This window comes from Variovorax ginsengisoli (assembly GCF_030486595.1).
GTDB lineage: Bacteria > Pseudomonadota > Gammaproteobacteria > Burkholderiales > Burkholderiaceae_C > Variovorax > Variovorax ginsengisoli_B.
On sequence record NZ_JAUJZH010000007.1, the window covers coordinates 118,617 to 138,576 of the forward strand.

The 19,960-nt window shown below is 69.7% G+C and carries 21 protein-coding genes; 10 read left to right on the top strand and 11 right to left on the bottom strand.

The features are described from left to right. Positions 1 to 39: 39 nt before the first annotated feature. On the top strand, positions 40 to 843 hold the full coding sequence (locus QZH52_RS11870; RefSeq protein ID WP_301808503.1) for a ferritin-like domain-containing protein: 804 nt from the start codon (positions 40 to 42) through the stop codon (positions 841 to 843). 6 nt (positions 844 to 849) lie between these two features. Here the strand turns inward: QZH52_RS11870 and QZH52_RS11875 are convergent, their stop codons facing one another. The 6 genes from QZH52_RS11875 to QZH52_RS11900 form a co-directional block, all read right to left on the bottom strand. Continuing rightward, a complete protein-coding gene (locus QZH52_RS11875) occupies positions 850 to 1,311 on the bottom strand; it encodes a MaoC family dehydratase (protein WP_301808504.1) in 462 nt (153 codons plus the stop codon). A 33-nt stretch (positions 1,312 to 1,344) separates the two neighbouring features. Next, on the bottom strand, positions 1,345 to 2,478 hold the full coding sequence (locus tag QZH52_RS11880) for a thiolase family protein (protein WP_286532324.1): 1,134 nt from the start codon (positions 2,476 to 2,478) through the stop codon (positions 1,345 to 1,347). 90 nt (positions 2,479 to 2,568) lie between these two features. After that, the gene (locus QZH52_RS11885; protein WP_286532322.1) at positions 2,569 to 3,135 is read right to left on the bottom strand and encodes a TetR/AcrR family transcriptional regulator; all 567 of its coding nucleotides are present in this window, start codon (positions 3,133 to 3,135) and stop codon (positions 2,569 to 2,571) included. Between the two features lie 52 nt (positions 3,136 to 3,187). Then, the gene (locus QZH52_RS11890; RefSeq protein ID WP_436411569.1) at positions 3,188 to 4,162 is read right to left on the bottom strand and encodes a Bug family tripartite tricarboxylate transporter substrate binding protein; all 975 of its coding nucleotides are present in this window, start codon (positions 4,160 to 4,162) and stop codon (positions 3,188 to 3,190) included. 37 nt (positions 4,163 to 4,199) lie between these two features. After that, entirely contained in the window at positions 4,200 to 5,114 is a 915-nt protein-coding gene (xerD, locus tag QZH52_RS11895; RefSeq protein WP_301808506.1) for a site-specific tyrosine recombinase XerD, read from the bottom strand. Positions 5,115 to 5,183: 69 nt separating this feature from the next. Further along, positions 5,184 to 6,158: a tripartite tricarboxylate transporter substrate binding protein BugE gene (locus tag QZH52_RS11900; protein WP_286524819.1), complete on the bottom strand. Its 975-nt coding sequence runs from the start codon at positions 6,156 to 6,158 to the stop codon at positions 5,184 to 5,186. 93 nt (positions 6,159 to 6,251) lie between these two features. Between QZH52_RS11900 and QZH52_RS11905 the strand changes: the two genes are divergently transcribed. Continuing rightward, a complete protein-coding gene (locus QZH52_RS11905; protein WP_286533102.1) occupies positions 6,252 to 7,169 on the top strand; it encodes an AEC family transporter in 918 nt (305 codons plus the stop codon). Between the two features lie 19 nt (positions 7,170 to 7,188). Then, entirely contained in the window at positions 7,189 to 7,617 is a 429-nt protein-coding gene (locus QZH52_RS11910) for a hypothetical protein (protein ID WP_286532317.1), read from the top strand. Here QZH52_RS11910 and queG read toward each other — a convergent pair. Continuing rightward, a complete protein-coding gene (gene queG / locus QZH52_RS11915) occupies positions 7,604 to 8,674 on the bottom strand; it encodes a tRNA epoxyqueuosine(34) reductase QueG (RefSeq protein WP_301808511.1) in 1,071 nt (356 codons plus the stop codon). The two genes, QZH52_RS11910 and queG, sit on opposite strands and share 14 nt — an antisense overlap. Between queG and tsaE the strand changes: the two genes are divergently transcribed. After that, the gene (tsaE, locus tag QZH52_RS11920) at positions 8,660 to 9,157 is read left to right on the top strand and encodes a tRNA (adenosine(37)-N6)-threonylcarbamoyltransferase complex ATPase subunit type 1 TsaE (RefSeq protein WP_286532313.1); all 498 of its coding nucleotides are present in this window, start codon (positions 8,660 to 8,662) and stop codon (positions 9,155 to 9,157) included. The genes queG and tsaE overlap by 15 nt on opposite strands. Then, a complete protein-coding gene (locus QZH52_RS11925; RefSeq protein ID WP_301808519.1) occupies positions 9,154 to 10,620 on the top strand; it encodes an N-acetylmuramoyl-L-alanine amidase in 1,467 nt (488 codons plus the stop codon). The genes tsaE and QZH52_RS11925 overlap by 4 nt, the downstream gene beginning before the upstream one ends. A gap of 11 nt (positions 10,621 to 10,631) precedes the next feature. Here the strand turns inward: QZH52_RS11925 and QZH52_RS11930 are convergent, their stop codons facing one another. The 3 genes from QZH52_RS11930 to QZH52_RS11940 are packed head-to-tail and all read right to left on the bottom strand — an operon-like array spanning position 10,632 to position 13,399. Further along, positions 10,632 to 11,600: a Bug family tripartite tricarboxylate transporter substrate binding protein gene (locus QZH52_RS11930; RefSeq protein WP_301808522.1), complete on the bottom strand. Its 969-nt coding sequence runs from the start codon at positions 11,598 to 11,600 to the stop codon at positions 10,632 to 10,634. Between the two features lie 51 nt (positions 11,601 to 11,651). Continuing rightward, positions 11,652 to 12,017, bottom strand: a complete 366-nt coding sequence (locus QZH52_RS11935) for an AtuA-related protein (protein WP_301808525.1) — start codon at positions 12,015 to 12,017, stop codon at positions 11,652 to 11,654. Next, positions 12,014 to 13,399 carry an acyclic terpene utilization AtuA family protein gene (locus QZH52_RS11940; protein ID WP_286532306.1) on the bottom strand — a complete coding sequence of 462 codons (1,386 nt, stop codon included), beginning with the start codon at positions 13,397 to 13,399 and terminating at the stop codon, positions 12,014 to 12,016. The genes QZH52_RS11935 and QZH52_RS11940 overlap by 4 nt, the downstream gene beginning before the upstream one ends. Before the next feature lie 72 nt (positions 13,400 to 13,471). Between QZH52_RS11940 and QZH52_RS11945 the strand changes: the two genes are divergently transcribed. The 3 genes from QZH52_RS11945 to QZH52_RS11955 all read left to right on the top strand — a co-directional run bounded on the left by QZH52_RS11945 (position 13,472) and on the right by QZH52_RS11955 (position 16,223). Then, positions 13,472 to 14,386, top strand: a complete 915-nt coding sequence (locus QZH52_RS11945) for a LysR family transcriptional regulator (protein ID WP_301808527.1) — start codon at positions 13,472 to 13,474, stop codon at positions 14,384 to 14,386. A gap of 121 nt (positions 14,387 to 14,507) precedes the next feature. Further along, a complete protein-coding gene (locus QZH52_RS11950; protein ID WP_286524841.1) occupies positions 14,508 to 14,789 on the top strand; it encodes a YMGG-like glycine zipper-containing protein in 282 nt (93 codons plus the stop codon). 81 nt (positions 14,790 to 14,870) lie between these two features. Further along, complete coding sequence (locus QZH52_RS11955; protein WP_301808530.1) at positions 14,871 to 16,223, top strand: alpha/beta hydrolase; 1,353 nt, start codon at positions 14,871 to 14,873, stop codon at positions 16,221 to 16,223. 7 nt (positions 16,224 to 16,230) lie between these two features. Here the strand turns inward: QZH52_RS11955 and QZH52_RS11960 are convergent, their stop codons facing one another. Then, the gene (locus tag QZH52_RS11960; RefSeq protein ID WP_286532296.1) at positions 16,231 to 16,878 is read right to left on the bottom strand and encodes a DedA family protein; all 648 of its coding nucleotides are present in this window, start codon (positions 16,876 to 16,878) and stop codon (positions 16,231 to 16,233) included. Positions 16,879 to 16,927: 49 nt separating this feature from the next. On the opposite strand from QZH52_RS11960, the gene mutL reads away from it, so the two are divergent. Both mutL and QZH52_RS11970 read left to right on the top strand, forming a co-directional pair. Beyond that, positions 16,928 to 18,784 carry a DNA mismatch repair endonuclease MutL gene (mutL, locus tag QZH52_RS11965; protein ID WP_301808534.1) on the top strand — a complete coding sequence of 619 codons (1,857 nt, stop codon included), beginning with the start codon at positions 16,928 to 16,930 and terminating at the stop codon, positions 18,782 to 18,784. Between the two features lie 160 nt (positions 18,785 to 18,944). Further along, on the top strand, positions 18,945 to 19,925 hold the full coding sequence (locus tag QZH52_RS11970; protein WP_301808538.1) for an alpha/beta hydrolase: 981 nt from the start codon (positions 18,945 to 18,947) through the stop codon (positions 19,923 to 19,925). Positions 19,926 to 19,960: the final 35 nt, after the last annotated feature.

Genomic DNA, 19,960 nt, shown 5'->3' on the forward strand with positions numbered 1-19,960 from the left:
GCGAGTGTCTCCAAATGAACGAAAACTAGAATTGTAGGGATGCATCCCCGTCTTGGCGCCCTGGCCGCGCTGCGCCTCACCGATCCAGAAGCCAAGGTGGCAGCCACGCGCGCGACCTTCGCCGGCCTCGGCGCGCAGCCGCTGGATCTGCGAGCGCTGCGCACCGGCAACGACGAGAGCGGCGTGCCCGGGCGGCCCGAGCGCCCGCTGCGAGTCTCGGCCACCGCAGTCGGGAAGCGCTCGCCGTTCACGCCCGAGGGGCGCGCCGCGCTGATCCATTCGATCTGCCACATCGAATTCAATGCGATCAACCTGGCGCTCGATGCGGCCTGGCGCTTCGACGGCATGCCCGAGGATTTCTACCGCGACTGGCTGCGCGTGGCCGACGAGGAGGCGCAGCACTTCACGCTGCTGCATGACCACCTGCAGGCGATAGGCCACCGCTACGGCGACTTCACCGGCCACGACGGGCTGTGGTCCATGTGCGAGAAAACCAGGGACGACATCGTGGCCCGGATGGCGCTCGTGCCGCGAACGCTCGAAGCGCGCGGCCTCGATGCCACGCCGCTGATCCAGGCCAAGCTGCGTCGCGTGAACACACCCGACGCGCTGGCGGCCTGCGCCATCCTCGACATCATCCTGCGCGACGAGATCGGCCACGTGGCGGTCGGCAATCGCTGGTACCGCTGGCTCTGCGAGCGCGACGGGCTCGATCCGATCGCGCACTACCGGGTGCTTTATCGCCGGCACGAGGCGCCGCGCCTGAAGGCACCCTTCAATCTCGAGGCCCGGGCCCTCGCGGGCTTCACCGACGAAGAACTCGGCGCGCTTCAGCAGCCTTGAAGGCGCTCAGGCCGGCCGCCGCGACACCACCAGCTTGGGCGAGAAGCGCTGCACCACCTCGCCCCGCTGGTTGAGGGTGTCGCAGCGCATCTGCACCATGCCGCGCTCGGGCTTCGAGCGCGATGGCGTCACCTCGACCACTTCGCTTTCGACATGCAGCACGTCACCCGGCCGGGTCGGCCGCGGCCAGCTCAGTTCGCCGCCCGAGCCGATCACGCCGTCGGCCAGCGGGATGCCGCTGTCGACCAGCAGCCGCATCGTGATCGCCGCCGTGTGCCAGCCACTGGCCGCCAAGCCCTGGAAGAAGGTGCGCTTGGCCGCCTCGGGGTCCAGGTGGAAGGGCTGCGGGTCGAAGCGGGTCGCGAAGTCGATGATCTGCGCCTCGTCCAGCGCATGCTCGCGGCTGGTGAAGCGGTCGCCGGGCTTCAGGTCTTCGAGGTACAGCTTCGGGGCGTCGGTGGCGGGCATGTCGGTCTCCAATGTCGTTGCAGCGGCCGGTGTTCAGACCCGTTCGAGCACGGTCGCGATGCCCTGCCCGCCGCCGATGCACTGGGTGGCCAGCGCATAGCGGCCATTTTCACGCACCAGCAGCGATGCCGCCTTGCCGGTGATCCGGGCGCCGGTGGCACCCAGCGGATGGCCGATCGAGAGGCCGCCGCCGTCGAGGTTGACCTTGGCCGGGTCGAGCCCGAGATCGCGGATGCAGGCCAGCGCCTGGGACGAGAAGGCCTCGTTGATCTCGATCACGTCGAGGTCCGCCACCGCGAGACCGGCGCGCGCCAGCGCCTTGCGCGTGGCCGGGATGGGGCCGATGCCCATCACCGCCGGATCGACGCCGACCGACGCGAACGACCGGATCCGCGCCAGCGCCTGCAGGCCATGCCGGGCGGCGAAGGTGTCGCTCGTGACCAGCACCACGGCGGCGCCATCGGTCAGCGGCGACGAGGTGCCGGCCGTGACCACGCCGTCGGGCCGGAACGCCGGCCGCAAGGCAGCCAGCGCCTCGGCCGAGGTCGTGGGCCGGATGCAGCCGTCGACCGTGACGCTGTCGCCGTTCGGCAGGGCGATGGCGACGATTTCGCCGGCCAGCCGGCCCTGCTCGCGCGCCTCGGCAGCCTTGCGGTGCGACTGCACAGCCAGCGCCTCCTGGTCGCCACGGCTCACGTTCCAGCGCTGTGCCACGTTCTCGGCGGTCTCGCCCATCGAGATATAGGCGTCGCTGCCGGCCAGCAGTTCGGGGTTGGGCGAGAAGTTGAAGCCGCCCTGGGGCACCATCGTCATCGATTCGACCCCGACGCACAGGAAGGCGTCGCCCATGCCGGCCTCGATCTGCGCGGCCGCGATGTGCACCGCCTGCATCGACGAGCCGCAGAAGCGGTTGACCGTCATGCCGCCGACTTCGTGCGGCAAGCCGGCCAGCAGTCCGACGATGCGCGCCAGGTTGTTGCCCTGGGCCGCTTCGGGGTAGGCACAGCCGAGGATCACGTCCTCGATCAGCGCCGGGTCGAGATCGGTGCGCGCGAGCAGGCCGCCCACCACCTGCGCGGCCAGGGTGTCGGGCCGGACCTCCGCCAGCGCACCCTTGCGGGCGAAATGAAAGGGGGAACGGGCATATCCGGCGATGACGGCTTTCATGGACTTTTCTCCGATTGACTACCAACCAATAGGTAGTTTTGATTGACAAAAAAGAGGCACGCCTGGCGTGCCGCGACCCACGCTCGCGGCTCAGGCCGCCAGCAGTGACACCCTCAGTTGCTCGATGGCCTCGTCGAAATCGTCGACCCGCCCGGTCATGCGCGCCGAGAGCAGCGCGCCCTGGCAGACGGCGAACACGTAGGCCGCCGACGCCGCCGCGCGGCCGCCCGGCGACAAGGCACCCAGCACGCCGCTGAGCCACAGGATCTGCGTGCCGCGCAAGTCGCGCACGGCGCCCCGCAGTTCCTCGTCGATGCAGTCCCAGCCCGGCGCCAACGCGCCCGCCGGGCAGACACTCTCGCCGGCGCGCAGGCCGTTGCGGTACATCCGGAAGTAGGCCTCCAGCGCAGCCTGCGGCGTGCGCGGCTTGGCGGCCGTCCAATCCTTGAAGGCCTGGGTCGCGGTGCGGAGCACCTCGACGCCGAGCGCCTCCTTGGTCGGGAAGTGGTGATACAGGCTCGCCTTGCGGATGCCAACCTGGTCGGCCACGTCCTGGAAGCTGAAGCCGAGGTAGGAACGGGTCTGGATCAGCTCCCGCGCGACCTGCAGGATCTGCTCGCGGGTGGTGGCACCGGCCAGAGTATTTGCTGCGATCATCTACCTACTATAAGGTAGGCGATCCAGGAAATCAAGCCGCGCCGGAAAGGGCTCAGTCCGACCGGATGCCCGCCGCCTTCACGATCTTGCCGTTGTTCGCGTACTCGCTCGCGATCTCGTCGGCGAAGGTGTCGGCCCGGCCACCGGTCGGCACGTTGTCGGTCGCCAGCAGCTTGGCGCGCAGGTCGGGGCTGGCCAGTGCCTTGTTGATCTCGACGTTGTACTTCTCGATCAGGATGGCCGGCGTACCGGCCGGCGCGAAGACACCGAACTGCGACGACAGGTTGGCCGCCGGATAGCCCAGTTCGGCCAGCGTCGCGACCTTCGGCAGGGTCTCGAGCCGCGCCGGGGCGCCGACCGCCAGCGGCCGCAGCCTGCCGGTCTGGATCTGCGCCGAGACGGTCGGCCCGGCATTGGTCGACAGCACCTCGAACTGGCCGCCGAGCGCGTCGTTGAGCTGTTGGCCGCCGCCCTTGTACGGGATGTGCGTGATGTCGACCTGGGCCGCCGCGCGCAGCTGTTCGAGCACGATGTGGCCGAGCGATGCCTGTCCGGACGTGGCCCAGCGAACCGCGCCCGGACGCGCCCGGGCGTCGTCGAGCAGGCTGCGCAAGTCGCGCATGCCGGTCGCCGGCGTGGCCAGCAGCAGCACCGGCGAATACATCACGCTGGCGACCGGCGCGATGTCCTTGATCGGGTCGAAGGGCGAGCGGCCCAGGTGCGGGTTCAGCACCAGCGGGCTGATCGCCGAAAAGCCCAAGGTGGCGCCATCGGGTGCCGCCTTGGCGACCGCGTCCATGCCGATCGTGCCGCTGGCGCCGGCCTTGTTCTCGACCACCAGCGTGCTGCCGAGCTGGGCCGCCAGCTTGTCGGCCAGCGCCCGCGCGACCACGTCGCTGACGCCGCCCGAGGGATAGGCGACCACCAGCCGGATGGTCTTGGGAACCACCTGAGCCGGCGCGGCGACCGAGGCCAGCATCAGGCCCAGCGCCGCGACGAGCGCTGCAGGACGCAACTTCAGAGACATCGTGAAAACTCCTGGATTCATCCTGCGCATTGTCGTTTCAGCCTCGCGGGTGGTGCCGGGCGTGCATCTGCTTGAGCCGCTCGCGCGCCACGTGGGTGTAGATGGTGGTGGTCGAGATGTCGGCATGGCCCAGCAGCAGCTGGACCGCGCGCAGGTCGGCGCCATGGTTCAGCAGGTGGGTGGCGAAGGCATGCCGCAGCGTGTGGGGCGACAGCGGCACGTGGATGCCGGCCGCCAGGGTGTACTTCTTGACGATGATCCAGAACATCACGCGCGTCATGCCGGCGCCGCGGGCGGTCACGAACAGGTCGGGCGTCTGCTGACCGTCGAGGATCGGCGGCCGGGCATCGTGCAGGTAGCGCTCGATCCAGCGCCGCGCCTCGCCGCCGAAGGGCACCAGCCGCTCCTTGCTGCCCTTGCCGAGCACCCGGATCACGCCGTCGTTGAGGCTCAGCTCGAACACCTTGAGCGACACCAGTTCGCTGACCCGCAGGCCGCTCGCATACATCAGCTCGAGCATCGCGCGGTCGCGCAGGCCCAGCGGCGTGTCGACATCTGGCGCGGCCAGCAGGTCGTCGACCTGCTTCTCCGACAGGGTCTTGATCGCCCGCGGCATCTGCCGGGCCGGCGCCAGCCGCAGGCTCGGGTCGGCCGCGATGCGATGCTCGCGCAGAGCCCATCGGTAGTAGCGCTTGAACACCGTGAGCCTGCGGTTGGCCGAGGTCGCCTTGCCGCGGTCGGACAGGCGCGCGCCCATGTAGGCCTGCAGGTCGCTTTCCAATGCCGCGTTCAGCGGCTTGCCGCGCTGGGCATGCAGCCAGTGGGCGAACAGCGCGAGATCGCGCCGGTAGGCGGCCAGCGTGTTCTTCGACAGGCCGTCCTCGAGCCACAGGGCGTCGACGAAGTCGTCTATCTCGGGGGTCTCCAGGGGTGCTTCGATGGCCTCGCTCATGGTGTGCAAGATAACAAAAAAGAAAAAGCCGCCCGGATGCCGGGCGGCTTTGGCCTGAATGCAGCGAAATCAGTCGAGTTGCAGCTTTTGCTTGACGACGACCTGCTTGTAGACCTCGTATTCGGCCTTGATCTGGGCCGCGAACTGCTCGGGCGTGTTGGCCACGATCAGCGAGCCGGTGTCCTCGATGCGCTTGCGCACGGCCGGGTCCTCGACCGACTTCTTGACGCCGGCGTTGATCTTGTCGACCACCTCCTTCGGCAGGCCCTTGGGGCCCAGGATGCCGTAGTAGGCCATGCGGTTGACCGGCTCCAGGCCGACTTCCTTGAAGGTCGGCACGTTCGGCAGCGCGGCAAGGCGCTGCGGTGCCGACACCACGATCGGCACCAGCTTGCCGCTCTGGATGAACGGCAGCGCCGACGGGATGTTGTCGAACATGATCGCCACCTGCCCGGCCACCACGTCGTTCAGCGCCGGGCCGGCGCCGCGGTAGGGAATGTGCGTGACGTAGGTGTTGGTCAGGCTCTTGTAGAGCTCCATGAGCAGGTGGCCGATGCCGCCCGTGCCCGAGGACGCGTAGGAATACTTGCCGGGATTCTTCTTGAGTTCGGCCACGAACTCGGCGTAGTTCTTGGCCGGGAAGCTCGGGTGCACCGCGATGATGTTCGGCGTCGCCGCGATGTTGACGATCGGCGTGAAGTCGTTGATCGGGTCGTAAGGCGTCTTCGGGTTGATGGCCGGGTTGGCGGCGGTGCTGGACACCGTGGCCACGCCGAGCTTGTAGCCGTCCGGGGCGGCCCGCGCCGTTTCGGTGGCGCCCACGATGCCGCCGCCGCCGGCTTTGTTGATCACGATCACGCTCTGGCCGAGCGCCTTGCCGAGCGGCTCGGAAATGACGCGCGCCACGATGTCCGTGGTGCCGCCCGGCGCGAACGGCACCTGCAGTTCGATCGGCCGGGTCGGGTAGCCCTGCGCCCAGCTGGAACCGGCGAGCGCGAACAGCGCGGCAGCGCCTGCGAGCGCGCTCCATTGACGACGTTGCATTGAATAGCCTCCTCGGGCCGAGAAACGAAAAGGCGGATGCTAACGGGTGACGGCCGCCGCCCACCCCGTGGATAACCCATGGACGACACGGATATCCTCGAAGCGGTGAACTATGCCCAGCTCCTCTTCCCCGACTTCTCCCTCATCGCCTGTGGCTGGCTGCTGTGCCGCTACACCCCCCTTGACCGCCGCGTCTGGGACCAGGTCGAAAGCCTGGTCTACTACTTTCTTTTTCCGGTGCTGCTTTTCCACTCGATCGTGCGCAGCCCGCTCGACTTCGGCGCCACCTCGAACCTGCTGACCGCGGGCGTGGGCGTCGGCCTGTGTGGGATCGCGCTTTCTTATGCCCTGCCCTTCCTGCCCGGCATCGGCGCCCATATCGACCGCCGCGACCATGCCGCCAGCGCGCAGATCGCCTTCCGCTTCAATTCCTTCATCTGCCTCGCCCTGGCCGACCGGATCGCGGGGCCCGAGGGCCTGCTGATGATCGCGGTGCTGATCGGCGTCTGCGTGCCGATGTTCAACATCGCGGCGGTCTGGCCGATGACGCGGCACGCTCAGACCGGCCTGGCGCGCCAGCTGCTGCGCAACCCGCTGATCATCGCCACCGTCACCGGGCTCATCGCCAACCTGCTGGGGCTGGGCGTGCCGACCTGGCTCGAGCCGACGCTGTCGCGCATCGGCGCGGCCTCGCTGGCGCTGGGCCTGATGGCCGCCGGCGCCGGCATGCAGTTCGCGACGATCGCGCGCGGCAAGGTGCTGGCGCTGTCGGTGCTGACGATCCGGCACCTGCTGCTGCCCTTGATCGGCTGGTGGCTCGCGGTGGTGCTCAAGCTTCATCCGGCCCAGGCCGCGGTGCTGCTGACCTTCTCGGCCGTGCCGACCGCCTCGAGCGCCTATGTGCTGGCGGCGCGCATGGGCTACAACGGCCCCTACGTCGCCGGGCTGGTGACGCTGTCCACCTTGCTGGGCGTGGCCAGCCTGCCATTCGCGCTGGGGCTGATCCGCTAGGACCCGCTACGATGCAGCGATGCGCTACCCGCTCCTGGCCGTCCTTGCCGCATCGTCGCTGACGATAGCGGTCCAGGCGCAGGAGTACACCCGCTACCAGGGCAGCTGGAGCGGGCCCTTCCTGTTCTACGTGGCGCAGCAGGACACCGGCACCCAGGGATCGCCCGAGGTCTTCGCGGGCACGCTGCAGATCGAGATCGACGGCGCGGTGCGCGGCGCAGTGCCCGACGCGGCCTGCACCCTGGCGGGTTCGAGCATGGACTACATCACGCCGGCCAATGCCTCGATCGACCTGGTGGCGAGCGGCTGCCGCGATGCGCGGTTCAACGGCCACTTCGTCGGCAAGCTGATCCTCAACCCGCAGCTGAAGTACGCCTCGATCCGGCTCAGCTCGATGCGTTCGCTGGACGCCGGCACCGCCCAGATCTCGGCCATCATCCGGCACTGACCGCCAGCGCCCACGCCACGTGTTCTCGGACCAGCGCGCTGGCATCATCGCTGCGGCTGGCCAGCGCGGCACGGGCGCCCGCGTCGCCGGCACGCAATGCGTTGCCGAGCGCCACCGCCACGTTGCGCAGCCAGCGCTCGTGGCCGATGCGGCGGATCGGACTGCCTTCGGTGAAGCGCAGGAAATCGGCCTCGGTCCAGGCGAACAGCTCGGCCAGCTGCCGGCCGGTGAGGCCGTCGCGGGCATCGAAATCGGGCAAGGCGCTCTTCTTTGCGAACTTGTTCCAGGGGCAGGCCAGCTGGCAGTCGTCGCAGCCGTAGATGCGGTTGCCGATCAGCGGCCGCAGCTCGAGCGGAATCGGCCCGGCATGCTCGATCGTCAGGTAGGAGATGCAGCGCCGGGCGTCGAGCCGGTGCGGCGCGACGATGGCGCGGGTCGGGCAGATGTCGATGCAGGCGCTGCAGCTGCCGCAGTGCGGCGTCACCGGCTCGCTCGGCGGCAGCGCCATGTCGACGTAGATCTCACCGAGGAAGAACATCGAGCCGGCCTCGCGGTCGAGCACCAGCGTGTGCTTGCCGCGCCAGCCCTGGCCGCTGCGCGAGGCCAGCTCGGCCTCGAGCACCGGTGCCGAATCGGTGAAGGCGCGGTGGCCGAAGGGCCCGACCTCGTCGGCGATGCGCTCGGCCAGCTTCGCCAGCCGCGCGCGCAGCACCTTGTGGTAATCGCGGCCGCGGGCATAGAGCGAGACGATGCCTTCGGCGGGCCGCGCGAGCCGCGCGAATTCGATCGCCTGCCAGTCGTCCGGCGTCGCGCGCGGCAGGTAGTCCATGCGCGCCGTGATGACCGAGACCGTGCCCGGCACCAGCTCGGCCGGCCGCGCGCGGCGCGTGCCGTGGGCGGCCATGTAGTGCATGTCGCCGTGGAAGCCTTCGGCCAGCCATTGCATCAATCCGGCCTCGGCGCTCGACAGGTCGACACCGGCGATGCCGATTTGGGAGAATCCGAGCTCCCGGGCCAAGGCCTGAATCCTGTTGACGATTTGATGGCTGCCGATCACCTGCCGATTGTAGAAACGCACAGCGCGACCCAGGTCTGGCGCACCGAGGCCGACACCGAGGCCCTGGCGCTGGCGCTGGCGCGCTCGCCTGCGCTGCGCGACGCCTTCGTCTCGCTGCAGGGCGACCTCGGCGCCGGCAAGACCACCTTCGTGCGCCACCTGCTGCGCGCGCTCGGCATCGCCGGGCGCATCAAGAGCCCGACCTACGCGGTGGTGGAGCCACACGAGGCACCCGATGGCCTAGCGATCTTCCATTTCGACTTCTATCGCTTCAGCGATCCGCGCGAATGGGAGGACGCCGGTTTCCGTGACATCTTCGCGGGCCCGGGCCTCAAGCTGGCCGAATGGCCCGAAAACGCGGCCGGGCGCATTCCTCTTGCGGACCTCGCTATTAAAATCGAAGCAATGACCGACGACACCCGCACCGTGACACTGCGCGCCCACACCGAGCGAGGCACGCGCCTGCTCGCGGCCACTGCATGAAGGCGAGCGGACTGAAGCGGCGCGTGCTGCTGCAAGGCGGCAGCGTGGCGCTGCTGCTGGGCCTGCACGAGATCGCCCGCGGTGCCACCATCATGGCGGTGCGGGTATGGCCCGCGGCCGACTACACCCGCGTCACGATCGAATCCGACGGCCGCCTCAGTTCGCAGCAGCTGGTGGTCGGCAGCCCGCCGCGGCTGGCGGTCGACATCACCGGCATCGAGCTCAATCCGGCCCTGCGCGAGCTGGTCGGCAAGATCAAGCCCGACGACCCCTTCATCAACGGCCTGCGCGTCGGCCAGTTCGCGCCCGGCGTGGTGCGCATCGTCTTCGACCTCAAGCAGGCGGTGGCGCCGCAGGTGTTCTCGCTGGCGCCGGTGGCGGCCTACCGCGACCGGCTGGTGCTCGACCTCTATCCGCAGCAGGCGACCGACCCGCTCGAGTCGCTGATCGCCGAACGCATGCGCGAGGCGCCCAAGGCGGCGCCCCCCGACGCGGCGACGGCATCGTCGCAGCCGCCCGCCGGCGGCCCGGTCGACCCGCTGGGCGACCTGATGGCCCAGCAGGCCGCGCGGCCGCCCTCGCGCGGCGCGCCGCAGGGTTCGCCGCCGCAGGTGTCGGTCTCGCAGGCCAATCGTCCCTCGGCCCCGGTCGGCCCGATGCCGATGCCGATGCCGCCCCTGGCCAGCGCGCCGCCGCCGGCCGAGCCAGCGACCCGGGGCGCGACCGCCAGCCAGACCGATCGCATCATCATCGTCGCGCTCGATCCGGGCCACGGTGGCGAAGACCCCGGCGCCATCGGCTCCAACGGCACGCGCGAGAAAGACATCGTGCTGCAGATCGCGCACCGGCTGCGGGCCCGCATCAACGCCAGCAGCGTCAACGGCAATCCGATGCGCGCCTTCCTCACCCGCGATGCCGACTTCTTCGTGCCGCTGGGCGTGCGCGTGCAGAAGGCGCGGCGGGTGCAGGCCGACCTCTTCGTCAGCATCCATGCCGATGCCTTCACCACGCCCGACGCGCGCGGCGCCAGCGTGTTCGCGCTGAGCCAGGGCGGCGCGTCGAGCAGCGCCGCGCGCTGGCTCGCCAACAAGGAGAACCAGGCCGACAAGGTCGGCGGCGTCAACGTCGGCAACCACGAGGTGCAGGTGCAGCGCGCGCTGCTCGACATGAGCACCACGGCGCAGATCAACGACAGCCTCAAGCTCGGCGGCGCGATGATCGGCGAGATCAAGGGCATCGGCGCACGGCTGCACAAGGGGCAGGTCGAGCAGGCCGGCTTCGCGGTGCTCAAGGCGCCCGACATCCCGAGCGTGCTGGTCGAGACCGCGTTCATCAGCAATCCCGAAGAAGAAGCCAAGCTGCGCAGCACCGCCTACCAGGAAGAGCTGGCCGATGCGCTGATGCGCGGCATCCAGCGCTACTTCGCGCAGAACCCGCCGCTGGCGCGCAGCCGGCAGCTGTAGCGCGGGCGCGCTTACTCGGCCTCGATCCCGGCCGCCTTGACGATGCGGCCCCACTTCTGAGATTCGGCGGCCTGAAACTTCGCCAGCTCCTCGGGCGAGCTGGTGAAGACCTCGGTGCCGGTGGGTTCGTAGAACGCGGTCTTCGCGGCCTCGCTCCTTGCGGCCTTCACCAGCATTTCATTGAGGCGCTTGACCACCGCGGGCGGGGTCTTCGCCGGGGCGTAGGCCGCGAACCAATAGCCCATCTCGTAGCCCTTCACGCCGGCCTCGGCGATGGTCGGCACATCGGGCGCCAGCGGCGAACGCTTGGCGCCCGAGACGCCGAGCGCGCGCAGCTTGCCGGCCTTGACCTGCGGCAGGCCGGTGGCGGTGTCGGTGATCATCATGTGGATCTGGCCGCCCAGCAGGTCTGTCACGGCCAGCGTGTTGCTCTTGTAGGGCACGTGCAGCAGCTGGATGCCGGCCATCTGCTGCAGCAGCTCGCCGGCCATGCGGCTCGACGAACTGCCGCTGCCGAAGCTGTACTTGCCCGGGTCCTTCTTCGCCAGCGCGATGAACTCGGCGACGCTCTTGGCCGGAAACGAGGGATTGACCACCATGATCTGCCCGCCCTTGCCGAGCGCGGCGACCGGCGCGTAGTCCTTCACCGGGTCGTAGGGCAGCTTCTTGAACAGGTGCTCGTTGGCCGCGTGGGTGGTGTTGGTGGTGATCAGCACGGTGTAGCCGTCGGCCGGGGCCTTGGCGACCTGCTGCGAGGCGATGAAGCCGCTGGCGCCGGCCTTGTTGTCGATCACCACCGGCTGCTTGGTCTCTGCCGTGATGCCGTTGCCCAGCGCGCGCGCGATCTGATCGGTCGCGGTGCCGGCAGCGAACGGAACCACGAAGGTGATGGCCTTGTCGGGGAAGGCCTGGGCCTGGCCCAGCATGGGCGCAAGGGCCAGGGCGGCGGCGACCAGCACGGTTGGTTTGAGGCTTTTCATTGTCTGTCTCCGGGAAGTTGGAATGGTTCGAAAGCGAGAAGAATCAGTCACTCAGGGCGGCGCCTGGCCGACAAGCTCCCGGGCCAGCGACGGCGGCACCTCGATCGGCATGTCGAGCAGCAGGAAGGACAGCGCCTTGCCGTGCGTGTCGAGGTTCAGCGCATCGTTGACGCCGCCGTCGAGCACGCCGTCGAGAACGAAGTTCATCGCCTGCAGCTTCGGCAGCAGGAAGCGCTGGACCTGGCTCGGCGAGCGATGGCGGAAGCAGGCCGCCACGCGCTCCGGCGTCAGCTGCGCCACCAGCAGCGGATACAGCGAGGGGTGCCAGGCGATGACGCTGATGTTGGAGCGGTCGCCCTTGTCGCCGGTGCGGCCGTGGGCGGCCCGGTAGAGCGGGACCGTGATGTCGTGGCTCATTGTGCTGGCTCCTCGAGCATTTCAAAACCCACCGGCACCGCCTCGCGCGGCAGCAGGCACGAGAGCGTGTTGAGCCGCGGCGTGAGCGTGGTGCGGACACCGCCGCCGCCGGCCGGCCCGCAGGTGTAGAGCGCCATGACCTCGCGCCCCAGCCGCTCGGCCTGGGCCCGCTCGGCATGGGTCGCGGCGACGCGCAGGCGGATGTCGCGCAAGCCCGAATCCGCGGTGGCGGCGAGCGCATGGCCGGCGTCGTCGCCCAGGATGCTGAGCGCGCCGATCAGGTCGACGCGCAACGCGAGGCCGTCGAGCCGCTGCCGCAGCACATCGGCCGCGAGCCGGGCGCGCGCCTCGGCGCGCGGGCCGGCATAGGAGATCTCGCCCTCAGCCAGCCAGCCGCCCTCATGGCAGACATTGACCTTGTAGTGGCTCGGCCGCGCATGGCCGCGCACGCCGCGCAGCGCCACCCGGTCGGGTCCCACCGCCTCGACTTCGGCTTCGGCGATGTCGGCCACGACGTCGGGTGTCAGGTAGCCGGCGGGATCGTGCACCTCGTAGAGCAACTGCTCCTTCACGGTGGCCTCGGTCACGAGGCCGCCGGTGCCACCCGCCTTGCCGATGACGCAGCGGCCGTCGGCATCGATCTCGGCGATCGGGAAGCCGACCTGCGCCAGGCCCGGCACGTCCTTGTAGCCCGGATCGGCGAAGTAGCCGCCGCACACCTGCGCGCCGCATTCCAGCAGATGGCCCGCCATCGTGGCGCGGCCGAGCTTGTCCCACTCGTCGCTGCGCCAGCCGAAGTGGGACATCGCCGGACCGACCGCGAGCGATGGATCGGCCACCCGGCCGCAGACCACCACCTGCGCCCCCGCGTCGAGCGCGGCGGCGATCGGCTCGGCACCGATGTAGGCGTTGGCACTGACCAGCCGGATGCCGTCCATGCGGTCGCCGAACTCACGCCGCAGCAGCGCGAGCTGCGCGGGCGCCGAGAGGTCGTCGCCCTGCACCACCGCGATCCTTGGCGGCGCGATGCCGAGCTCGCGCGCCAGCCGGGCGATGTGGCGGGCCGCGGCGCGCGGATGGGCGGCGCCGAAATTGCTCACTATGCGGATGCCATGCGCGAGGCAGCGCGCCAGCACCGGGCGCAGCATGGCGTCGAGCAGGGGCTCGTAGCCGGCCTCGGGGTCGGCGCGGCGGCGCAGCTGCGCCAGCGCCAGCGTGCGCTCGGCCAGGGTTTCGAAGATCAGGAAGGCGCGCTGGCCGGCGGGGCCTTGGGCCAGCCGCGCGATCAGCGTGTCGACGACCGGGCCGGCCGCGTCGGTGCGGTCGCCGGAGAAACCGGCGGCACAGCCGATCAGGAGCGCGGGGTGGTCGATGCGGTTCATGGTGGTCGCACTTTAGTCCTGACAAAATCATCCGTGAAATCGAAAGTTCGGATAGATTCATCCAAGATTCAAATGAAACACCCGGACCTCTCCAGCCGACAGCTGCGCGCCTTCCTGACACTGGCCGACCAGCGCAATTTCACCCGTGCCGCCCAGGCCAGCCATTTGTCGCAGCCCGCCTTCAGCACCTTGATCCGCACGCTCGAAGAGGCGCTGGGCACCCGGCTGTTCGACCGCGACACGCGCAGCGTGCAGCTGACGCCCGAAGGCCGGCTGTTCGAAGGCCCGGCGCGGCGCCTGCTGGACGACATGGGCAGCGCGCTGGCCGACCTGGCCGACCACGTCGAACGACGCACGGGCCGGGTGCGGGTGGCGGCCCTGCCCTCGCTCGCGGCGGGCTGGCTGCCGGCGATCTTCAAGGAGTTCCAGCAGCGCTGGCCCGGCATCACGCTGGAACTCGACGACGCGCTGTCCGACGCCTGCATCGCGCTGCTGCGCGGCGGCCGGGTCGATTTCGCGCTTGCCGCCTCGGACGCGGGCACCGCATCGGCCAGCGACCTGGTGGCGCGCCGGCTCTGCAGCGATCGCTTCCACCTGGTCTGCCGCGCCGACCATCCGCTGGCCACCGAGCCGCGCCTGACCCTGAAGAAGCTCGCGCCCTGGCCCTTCATCCAGATGACGCGCAACAGCAGCGTGCGCCAGTCGATCGACGCGGTGCTGCACCCACTGCGGCTCAACGCCACCTTCGAGGTCGAGCATCTCGCGACCGTGATGGGGCTGGTCGAGGCCGGCCTGGGCATCAGCGCGGTGCCGGCGCTGACGCTGTTCCATTTCCGGCGCGAGACCCTGGCCACGCGGCCGCTGGTCCATGCGGCGCTGCAGCGCACGGTCCACATCGTGCGGCGGCGTGAAGGCAGCCTTTCGGTGGCGGCGCAGGCCCTGCACGACCTGATCGTCGCGCGGCTGGGCGGCCCCAAGCCCGGCTGAAGGGGCGCTTGTCGCGCACGTGGCGACCGCACATTCGGGCAAGACACCGGGGCCGGCTCCTACATGCGCAGCGCAGTTTCCTCGAACAATGAATCCACCCAATCACTGAAAGGTGGACATCATGAAGACGAGACTCTGGATCGTGGCCGCAGCGGCCACCGGCATCATGACCCTGGCCGGCTGCGCCGGCGGCCCCAACCAGCAACTCGGCACCGCGGGCGGCGCGGTCGGTGGCGCCTTGGTCGGCAATGCAATCGGCGGCAACACCGCGGCCACGGTCGGTGGCGCGGCGGTCGGCGGCCTGATCGGCAACCAGGTCGGCAAGAGCGTCGACGAGCGCAACTACCAGCGCCGCTACTACCCGCAGAACAGCTACTACCCGAACAACGGCCCAAGCTACTGAGCCGCCCGATCCTGGTGAACGAAAGGCGCGCCCACGGGTGCGCTTTTTCATGCGCCGTGCAACGGCACGTATAAACGCGGCATGAGACAACTGACATCGCTTTTCAGCGTCGCCGCGGCGCTCGTGCTCGGTGCATGCGGATCGCCCGCACGCGCTCCGGCAACCTCAGGCATCGCCGCGCCGTCGAGCACCGCCTGCCCTGCCGGCATGCCTGCCAATACACGCTGCTACAGCGGGCAGGACAGCGCCGGTGCCTTCTTCTGGGTCGCGATCCCCGCCGACTGGAACCGCGTGCTCGTGATGCACGCGCATGGCGGCCCCGAGCTCGGCGCACCGACGCTGGAGCGTGCCACCGAGGACCTGCAGCGCTGGGCCGTCACGGTCAAGGCCGGCTATGCCTGGGCCGGCTCGACCTACCGCCGCGGCGGCTACGGCGTCACGATGGCGGCCGAGGACACCGAGCGCCTGCGCGCCTGGTTCGTGCAGAACTTCGGCACCCCGCGGCGCGCCATTCTCCACGGCCAGAGCTATGGCGCCGGCGTTGCCGCGAAGGCGGCCGAGCTCTATGCCCGGGTCGACAGCGGCAAGGGCCCGTACGACGGCCTGCTGCTGACCAGCGGCGTGCTGGGCGGCGGCACCCAGGCCTACGACTACCGGCTCGACCTGCGCGTGGTCTATCAATACGTCTGCAACAACCATCCGTTGCCGACCGAGCCCGCCTACCCGCTCTGGCAAGGCCTGCCGCGCGACTCGACGTTGGGCCGCGCCGAACTGGCGCGGCGCATCGACGCCTGCACCGGCGTGCGCAAGCCCGCCATCGAGCGCAGCGCGCAGCAAAGTGCCAACCTGCAGGCGATCCTCTCCACCGTCAAGATCCCGGAGCGCTCGCTGGTCGCCAACATGAACTGGTCGACCTTCCTGTTCCGCGACCTGGTGCAGGAGCGGCTCGACGGCGGCAATCCCTTCGGCAACATCGGCGCGGTCTACAGCGGCTCGCGCGACGACCCACTGCTCAACACCGCGGTGCTGCGCTATCGGGCCGACCCGGCGGCAGTGGCAAGGCTGGCGGCCGACAGCGACCCGACCGGCCGGGTCGACATCCCGACCTTGAGCCTGCATGCCATCGACGACCCGACGGCGTTCGTGGAACTCGAATCGGCCTACCGCACGGTGCGCGAACGCGCCGGCACGGCCGACTTGCTGGTACAGACCTTCAGCCGCGAATCGGAGCACAGCTATCTGGGCGATGCCGAATACCCGGCGCTGTTCGCTGCGCTGCTCGACTGGATCGACCACGGCACGAAGCCGACGCCGGCCGACGTCGCGGCCCGCTGCACGAGCTTCGAGCCGGCCTTCGGCAAGGGTTGCCGCATCGATCCGGCCTACGCGCCGCAGCCGCTGTCGGCGCGCGTGCCGGCGCGCCAGCGGCCGTAGCGGGTGTTCAGCGGACGGCCGAAGTGCGGCGGGCGCGCCAGGCGCCGAACAGCGCGATCAGCCCCGGCACCAGGATCAGCGCCCAGATGACCTTCTCCAGGTTGTCCTTGACGATCGGAAGGTTGCCGAAGAAGAAGCCGATGGTGCACAGGCCCACCACCCACAGCAGCGCACCCGCGATGTTGAACAAGGTGAACTTGGTGCGCGTCATGTCGGCCACCCCCGCCACGAAGGGCGCGAAAGTGCGGATGAACGGCAGGAAGCGGGCCGCGATGATGGTCACGCCGCCGTAGCGCTCGTAGAACGCGTGCGCCTGGTCGAAGGCCCGGCGGTTGAAGAAGCGCGAGCTCTCCCACTGGAACACCTTGGGCCCGAAGAAGCGACCGATGCTGAAGTTGCACTGGTCGCCCAGGATCGCCGCCGCCAGCAGGATCGGCACCGCCAAGCCGAAGCTCATCAGGCCCGCGCCGCACAGCGCACCGACGATGAACAGCAGCGAATCGCCGGGCAGGAAGGGCATCACCACCAGCCCGGTCTCGACGAACACGATCAGGAACAGCAGCGCGTAGACCCAGGTGCCGTAGGCGATGACGAAGGCTTCGAGATGTTTGTCGACATGCAGGATGAAGTCGATGAGAAAGCTGATGATTTCCATGGCGCGCATTATCCCGGTGCGGCGCGACAGGCCCTTCTAGAATATCCCCGTGAGTGCTCTTCCCTCTTCCCTCGCCCCCGCCGAGCGGCGCCCGATCCGCGAACTCCCCGACGAACTGATCAGCCAGATCGCGGCCGGTGAAGTGGTCGAGCGGCCGGCCTCCGTGGTGCGCGAACTGCTCGACAACGCGCTCGATGCCGGGGCCCGGCAGATCACGGTGCGGCTTTCGGCCGGCGGCGTGCGGCTGATCTCGGTCGAGGACGATGGCCTCGGCCTGCCGCGCGAAGAGTTGCCGCTGGCGCTGCGCCGCCACGCCACCAGCAAGATCGCCAGCCTGAACGACCTCGAGACCGTCGGCACGATGGGCTTTCGCGGCGAGGCGCTGGCCGCCATCAACGCGATCGCCGAGCTCAGCGTGCTGTCGCGCTTCAACGGCGCCGACGGTGCCTTCGCGCTCGACGGCCGCACCGGCGAACTGCGCCCGGTAGCACGCGCCACGGGCACCACGGTCGAGGTCCGCGAATTGTTCTTCGCCACGCCGGCACGGCGCAAGTTCCTGAAGACCGATGCCACCGAACTGGCCCACTGCATCGAGGCGGTCCGTCGCCACGCGCTGGCACGCCCGGAGGTCGGCTTCTCGATCTGGCACGACGGCCGCCTGGTCGAGCAGTGGCGCGCCGCCACCGGGCGCGACCAGCGCCTGGCCGACACGCTCGGCGACGACTTCGTGACGCACAGCGTCGTGGTCGAGCGCGAAGGCGGCCCGGTGCGGGTCAGCGGCCGCGCCGGCATTCCGGACGCGGCCCGCTCGCGCGCCGACCAACAGTTCTTCTATGTCAACGGCCGCTTCGTCCGCGACAAGGTGCTGGCCCACGCGGTGCGCAGCGCCTACGAGGACGTGCTGCACGGCCAGCGCCAGCCGGTCTACGCGCTGTACCTCGAGATCGACCCGGCGCGGGTCGACGTCAACGTCCACCCGACCAAGATCGAGGTGCGCTTCCGCGACGGCCGCGAGGTGCACCAGGCGGTGCGCCACGCGATCGAGGACGCCCTGGCCGCACCGCGGGCCGGCGACGCGGTGGCGGCGCCGGCCGAGCCGTTCTTCAAGCCCCGGCTGGCGCCGGCTTCGGCGTCGTGGACGCAGCCCGGCATGCAGTTCGGTACCGAACGCGGGCTGGGCGACGCGGCGGCGATGTGGCCGGCCGAGCGGCGCGAGGCACCGCCCGCGTTCTCGCAACCCGTTGTCGCCTCGGAGCGCGCTCCGGACCTGCCGGCGCAGCCTGCAGGCGCCCAGCCTCGGTCCGAACCCGCCACCGCCGAAGCCTGGCCCCTGGGCCGCGCCCTGGCCCAGTTGCAGGGCATCTACATCCTGGCCGAGAACAGCCAGGGGCTGGTCATCGTCGACATGCACGCCGCCCATGAGCGCATCGTGTACGAGCGCCTGAAGACCCAGCTCGACGGCGCGGCCATCAGCAGCCAGCCGCTGCTCATCCCCGCCACTTTCGCCGCCACCCCCCAGGAAGTGGCGACCGCCGAGGCCTGCGTGGCGGTGCTGCCCGCACTCGGACTCGAGATCACGCCGCTCTCGCCGCGCACCCTGGCGGTGCGCGCCGTGCCTGGCACCCTCGCCGACGGCGACCCGGTCGAACTGGCGCGCAGCGTGCTGGCCGAACTGGCACTCCACGACGCCAGCACCGTGGTCCAGCGGGCCCAGAACGAGTTGCTGTCCACCATGGCCTGCCACGGCGCGGTGCGCGCCAACCGCAAGCTGACGCTCGACGAAATGAACGCGCTGCTGCGCCAGATGGAGGCCACCGAGCGCTCCGACCAGTGCAACCACGGCCGGCCGACCTGGCGCCAGTTGTCGGTCCGCGAGCTCGACGCGCTCTTCATGCGCGGGCGCTGAGCAGGCTTTTCCTCCGCTTACATTTCGCGGAAACAAGTCGGAAAGCAGCCAAAAGCGTTACAAATACTAGGGTTTACCGGGTCATCGACTCGGTCGGCACGACCGTTGCATAGGGTCTGTTGTTGAACTTTCGGGCTCACCGCCTGTCCTTCAGCCTTCTATGAAATCCTGGTCACTCGTCGCCTCCGCCACTGCCCTGGTCGCCCTGCTGGCCGGCGGCTGTTCGACCCTCGACGAGCGCCAGCGCGAATGGATCTTCCAGCCGAGCGACCGCAGCTGGGGCAATTCGGAAGCCATGAGCCAGGGCATGGACGACGTCTGGATCGATTTCAAGTCCTCGCTCACCGGCGAGCCCGCGCGCCTGCATGGCCTGTGGCTGGGCGGCGCGCCGGAATCGGCCGACACGCCGGTGCTGCTCTACCTTCACGGCGCCCGCTACAACGTCGCCGGCTCGGCGCCCCGCATGCGCCGCATGCACGAACTGGGCTTCTCGGTGCTGGCCATCGACTACCGCGGCTTCGGCAAGAGTTCGGCCGGCCTGCCCTCGGAGGACTCGGCGCGCGAGGATGCGCTGGCCGCATGGACCTGGCTCGCCGCCCGCCACCCGAAGCAGCGGCGCTACATCTTCGGCCACTCGCTCGGCGGCGCCATCGGCATCGACCTGGCTTCGCGCGTGAACGACGAGAGCGGCACCATCGTCGAGAGCACCTTCACCTCGATCGCCGACGTGGCCAGCAGCTTCAAGTGGGGCTGGCTGCCCGTCAGGCCCTTCATCACCCAGCGCTTCGAGGCCATCAGCAAGGTCAAGGACATCGGCGCCCCTCTCCTGGTCGTGCACGGTGCGGCCGACAGCCTGATCAACCCGACCCTGGGCCGCAAGCTCTATGACGCCGCGACCGTGCCAAAGATGTTCGTGCTGGTACAGGGCGGCTCGCACCACAACGCCAATTCGATCGGCCAGGCCCAATACCGCGCGGCGCTGGCGCAGCTCTTTCGCATGGAGGAGCCGCCGATCGAGACGGCCGTTCAGGACGGCGAAGCGCCGGTGCCGCCGGCGGCGCTGCCGTCGCCGCCGACGCCGACGCCCGCGGAAACCACCGCGCTGCGCCCGCACCCGCCCACGCCCACGCCGGCGATCTGAGCCGCCTCGGCGGCGCGTTTGTTAACCTCGGGCGC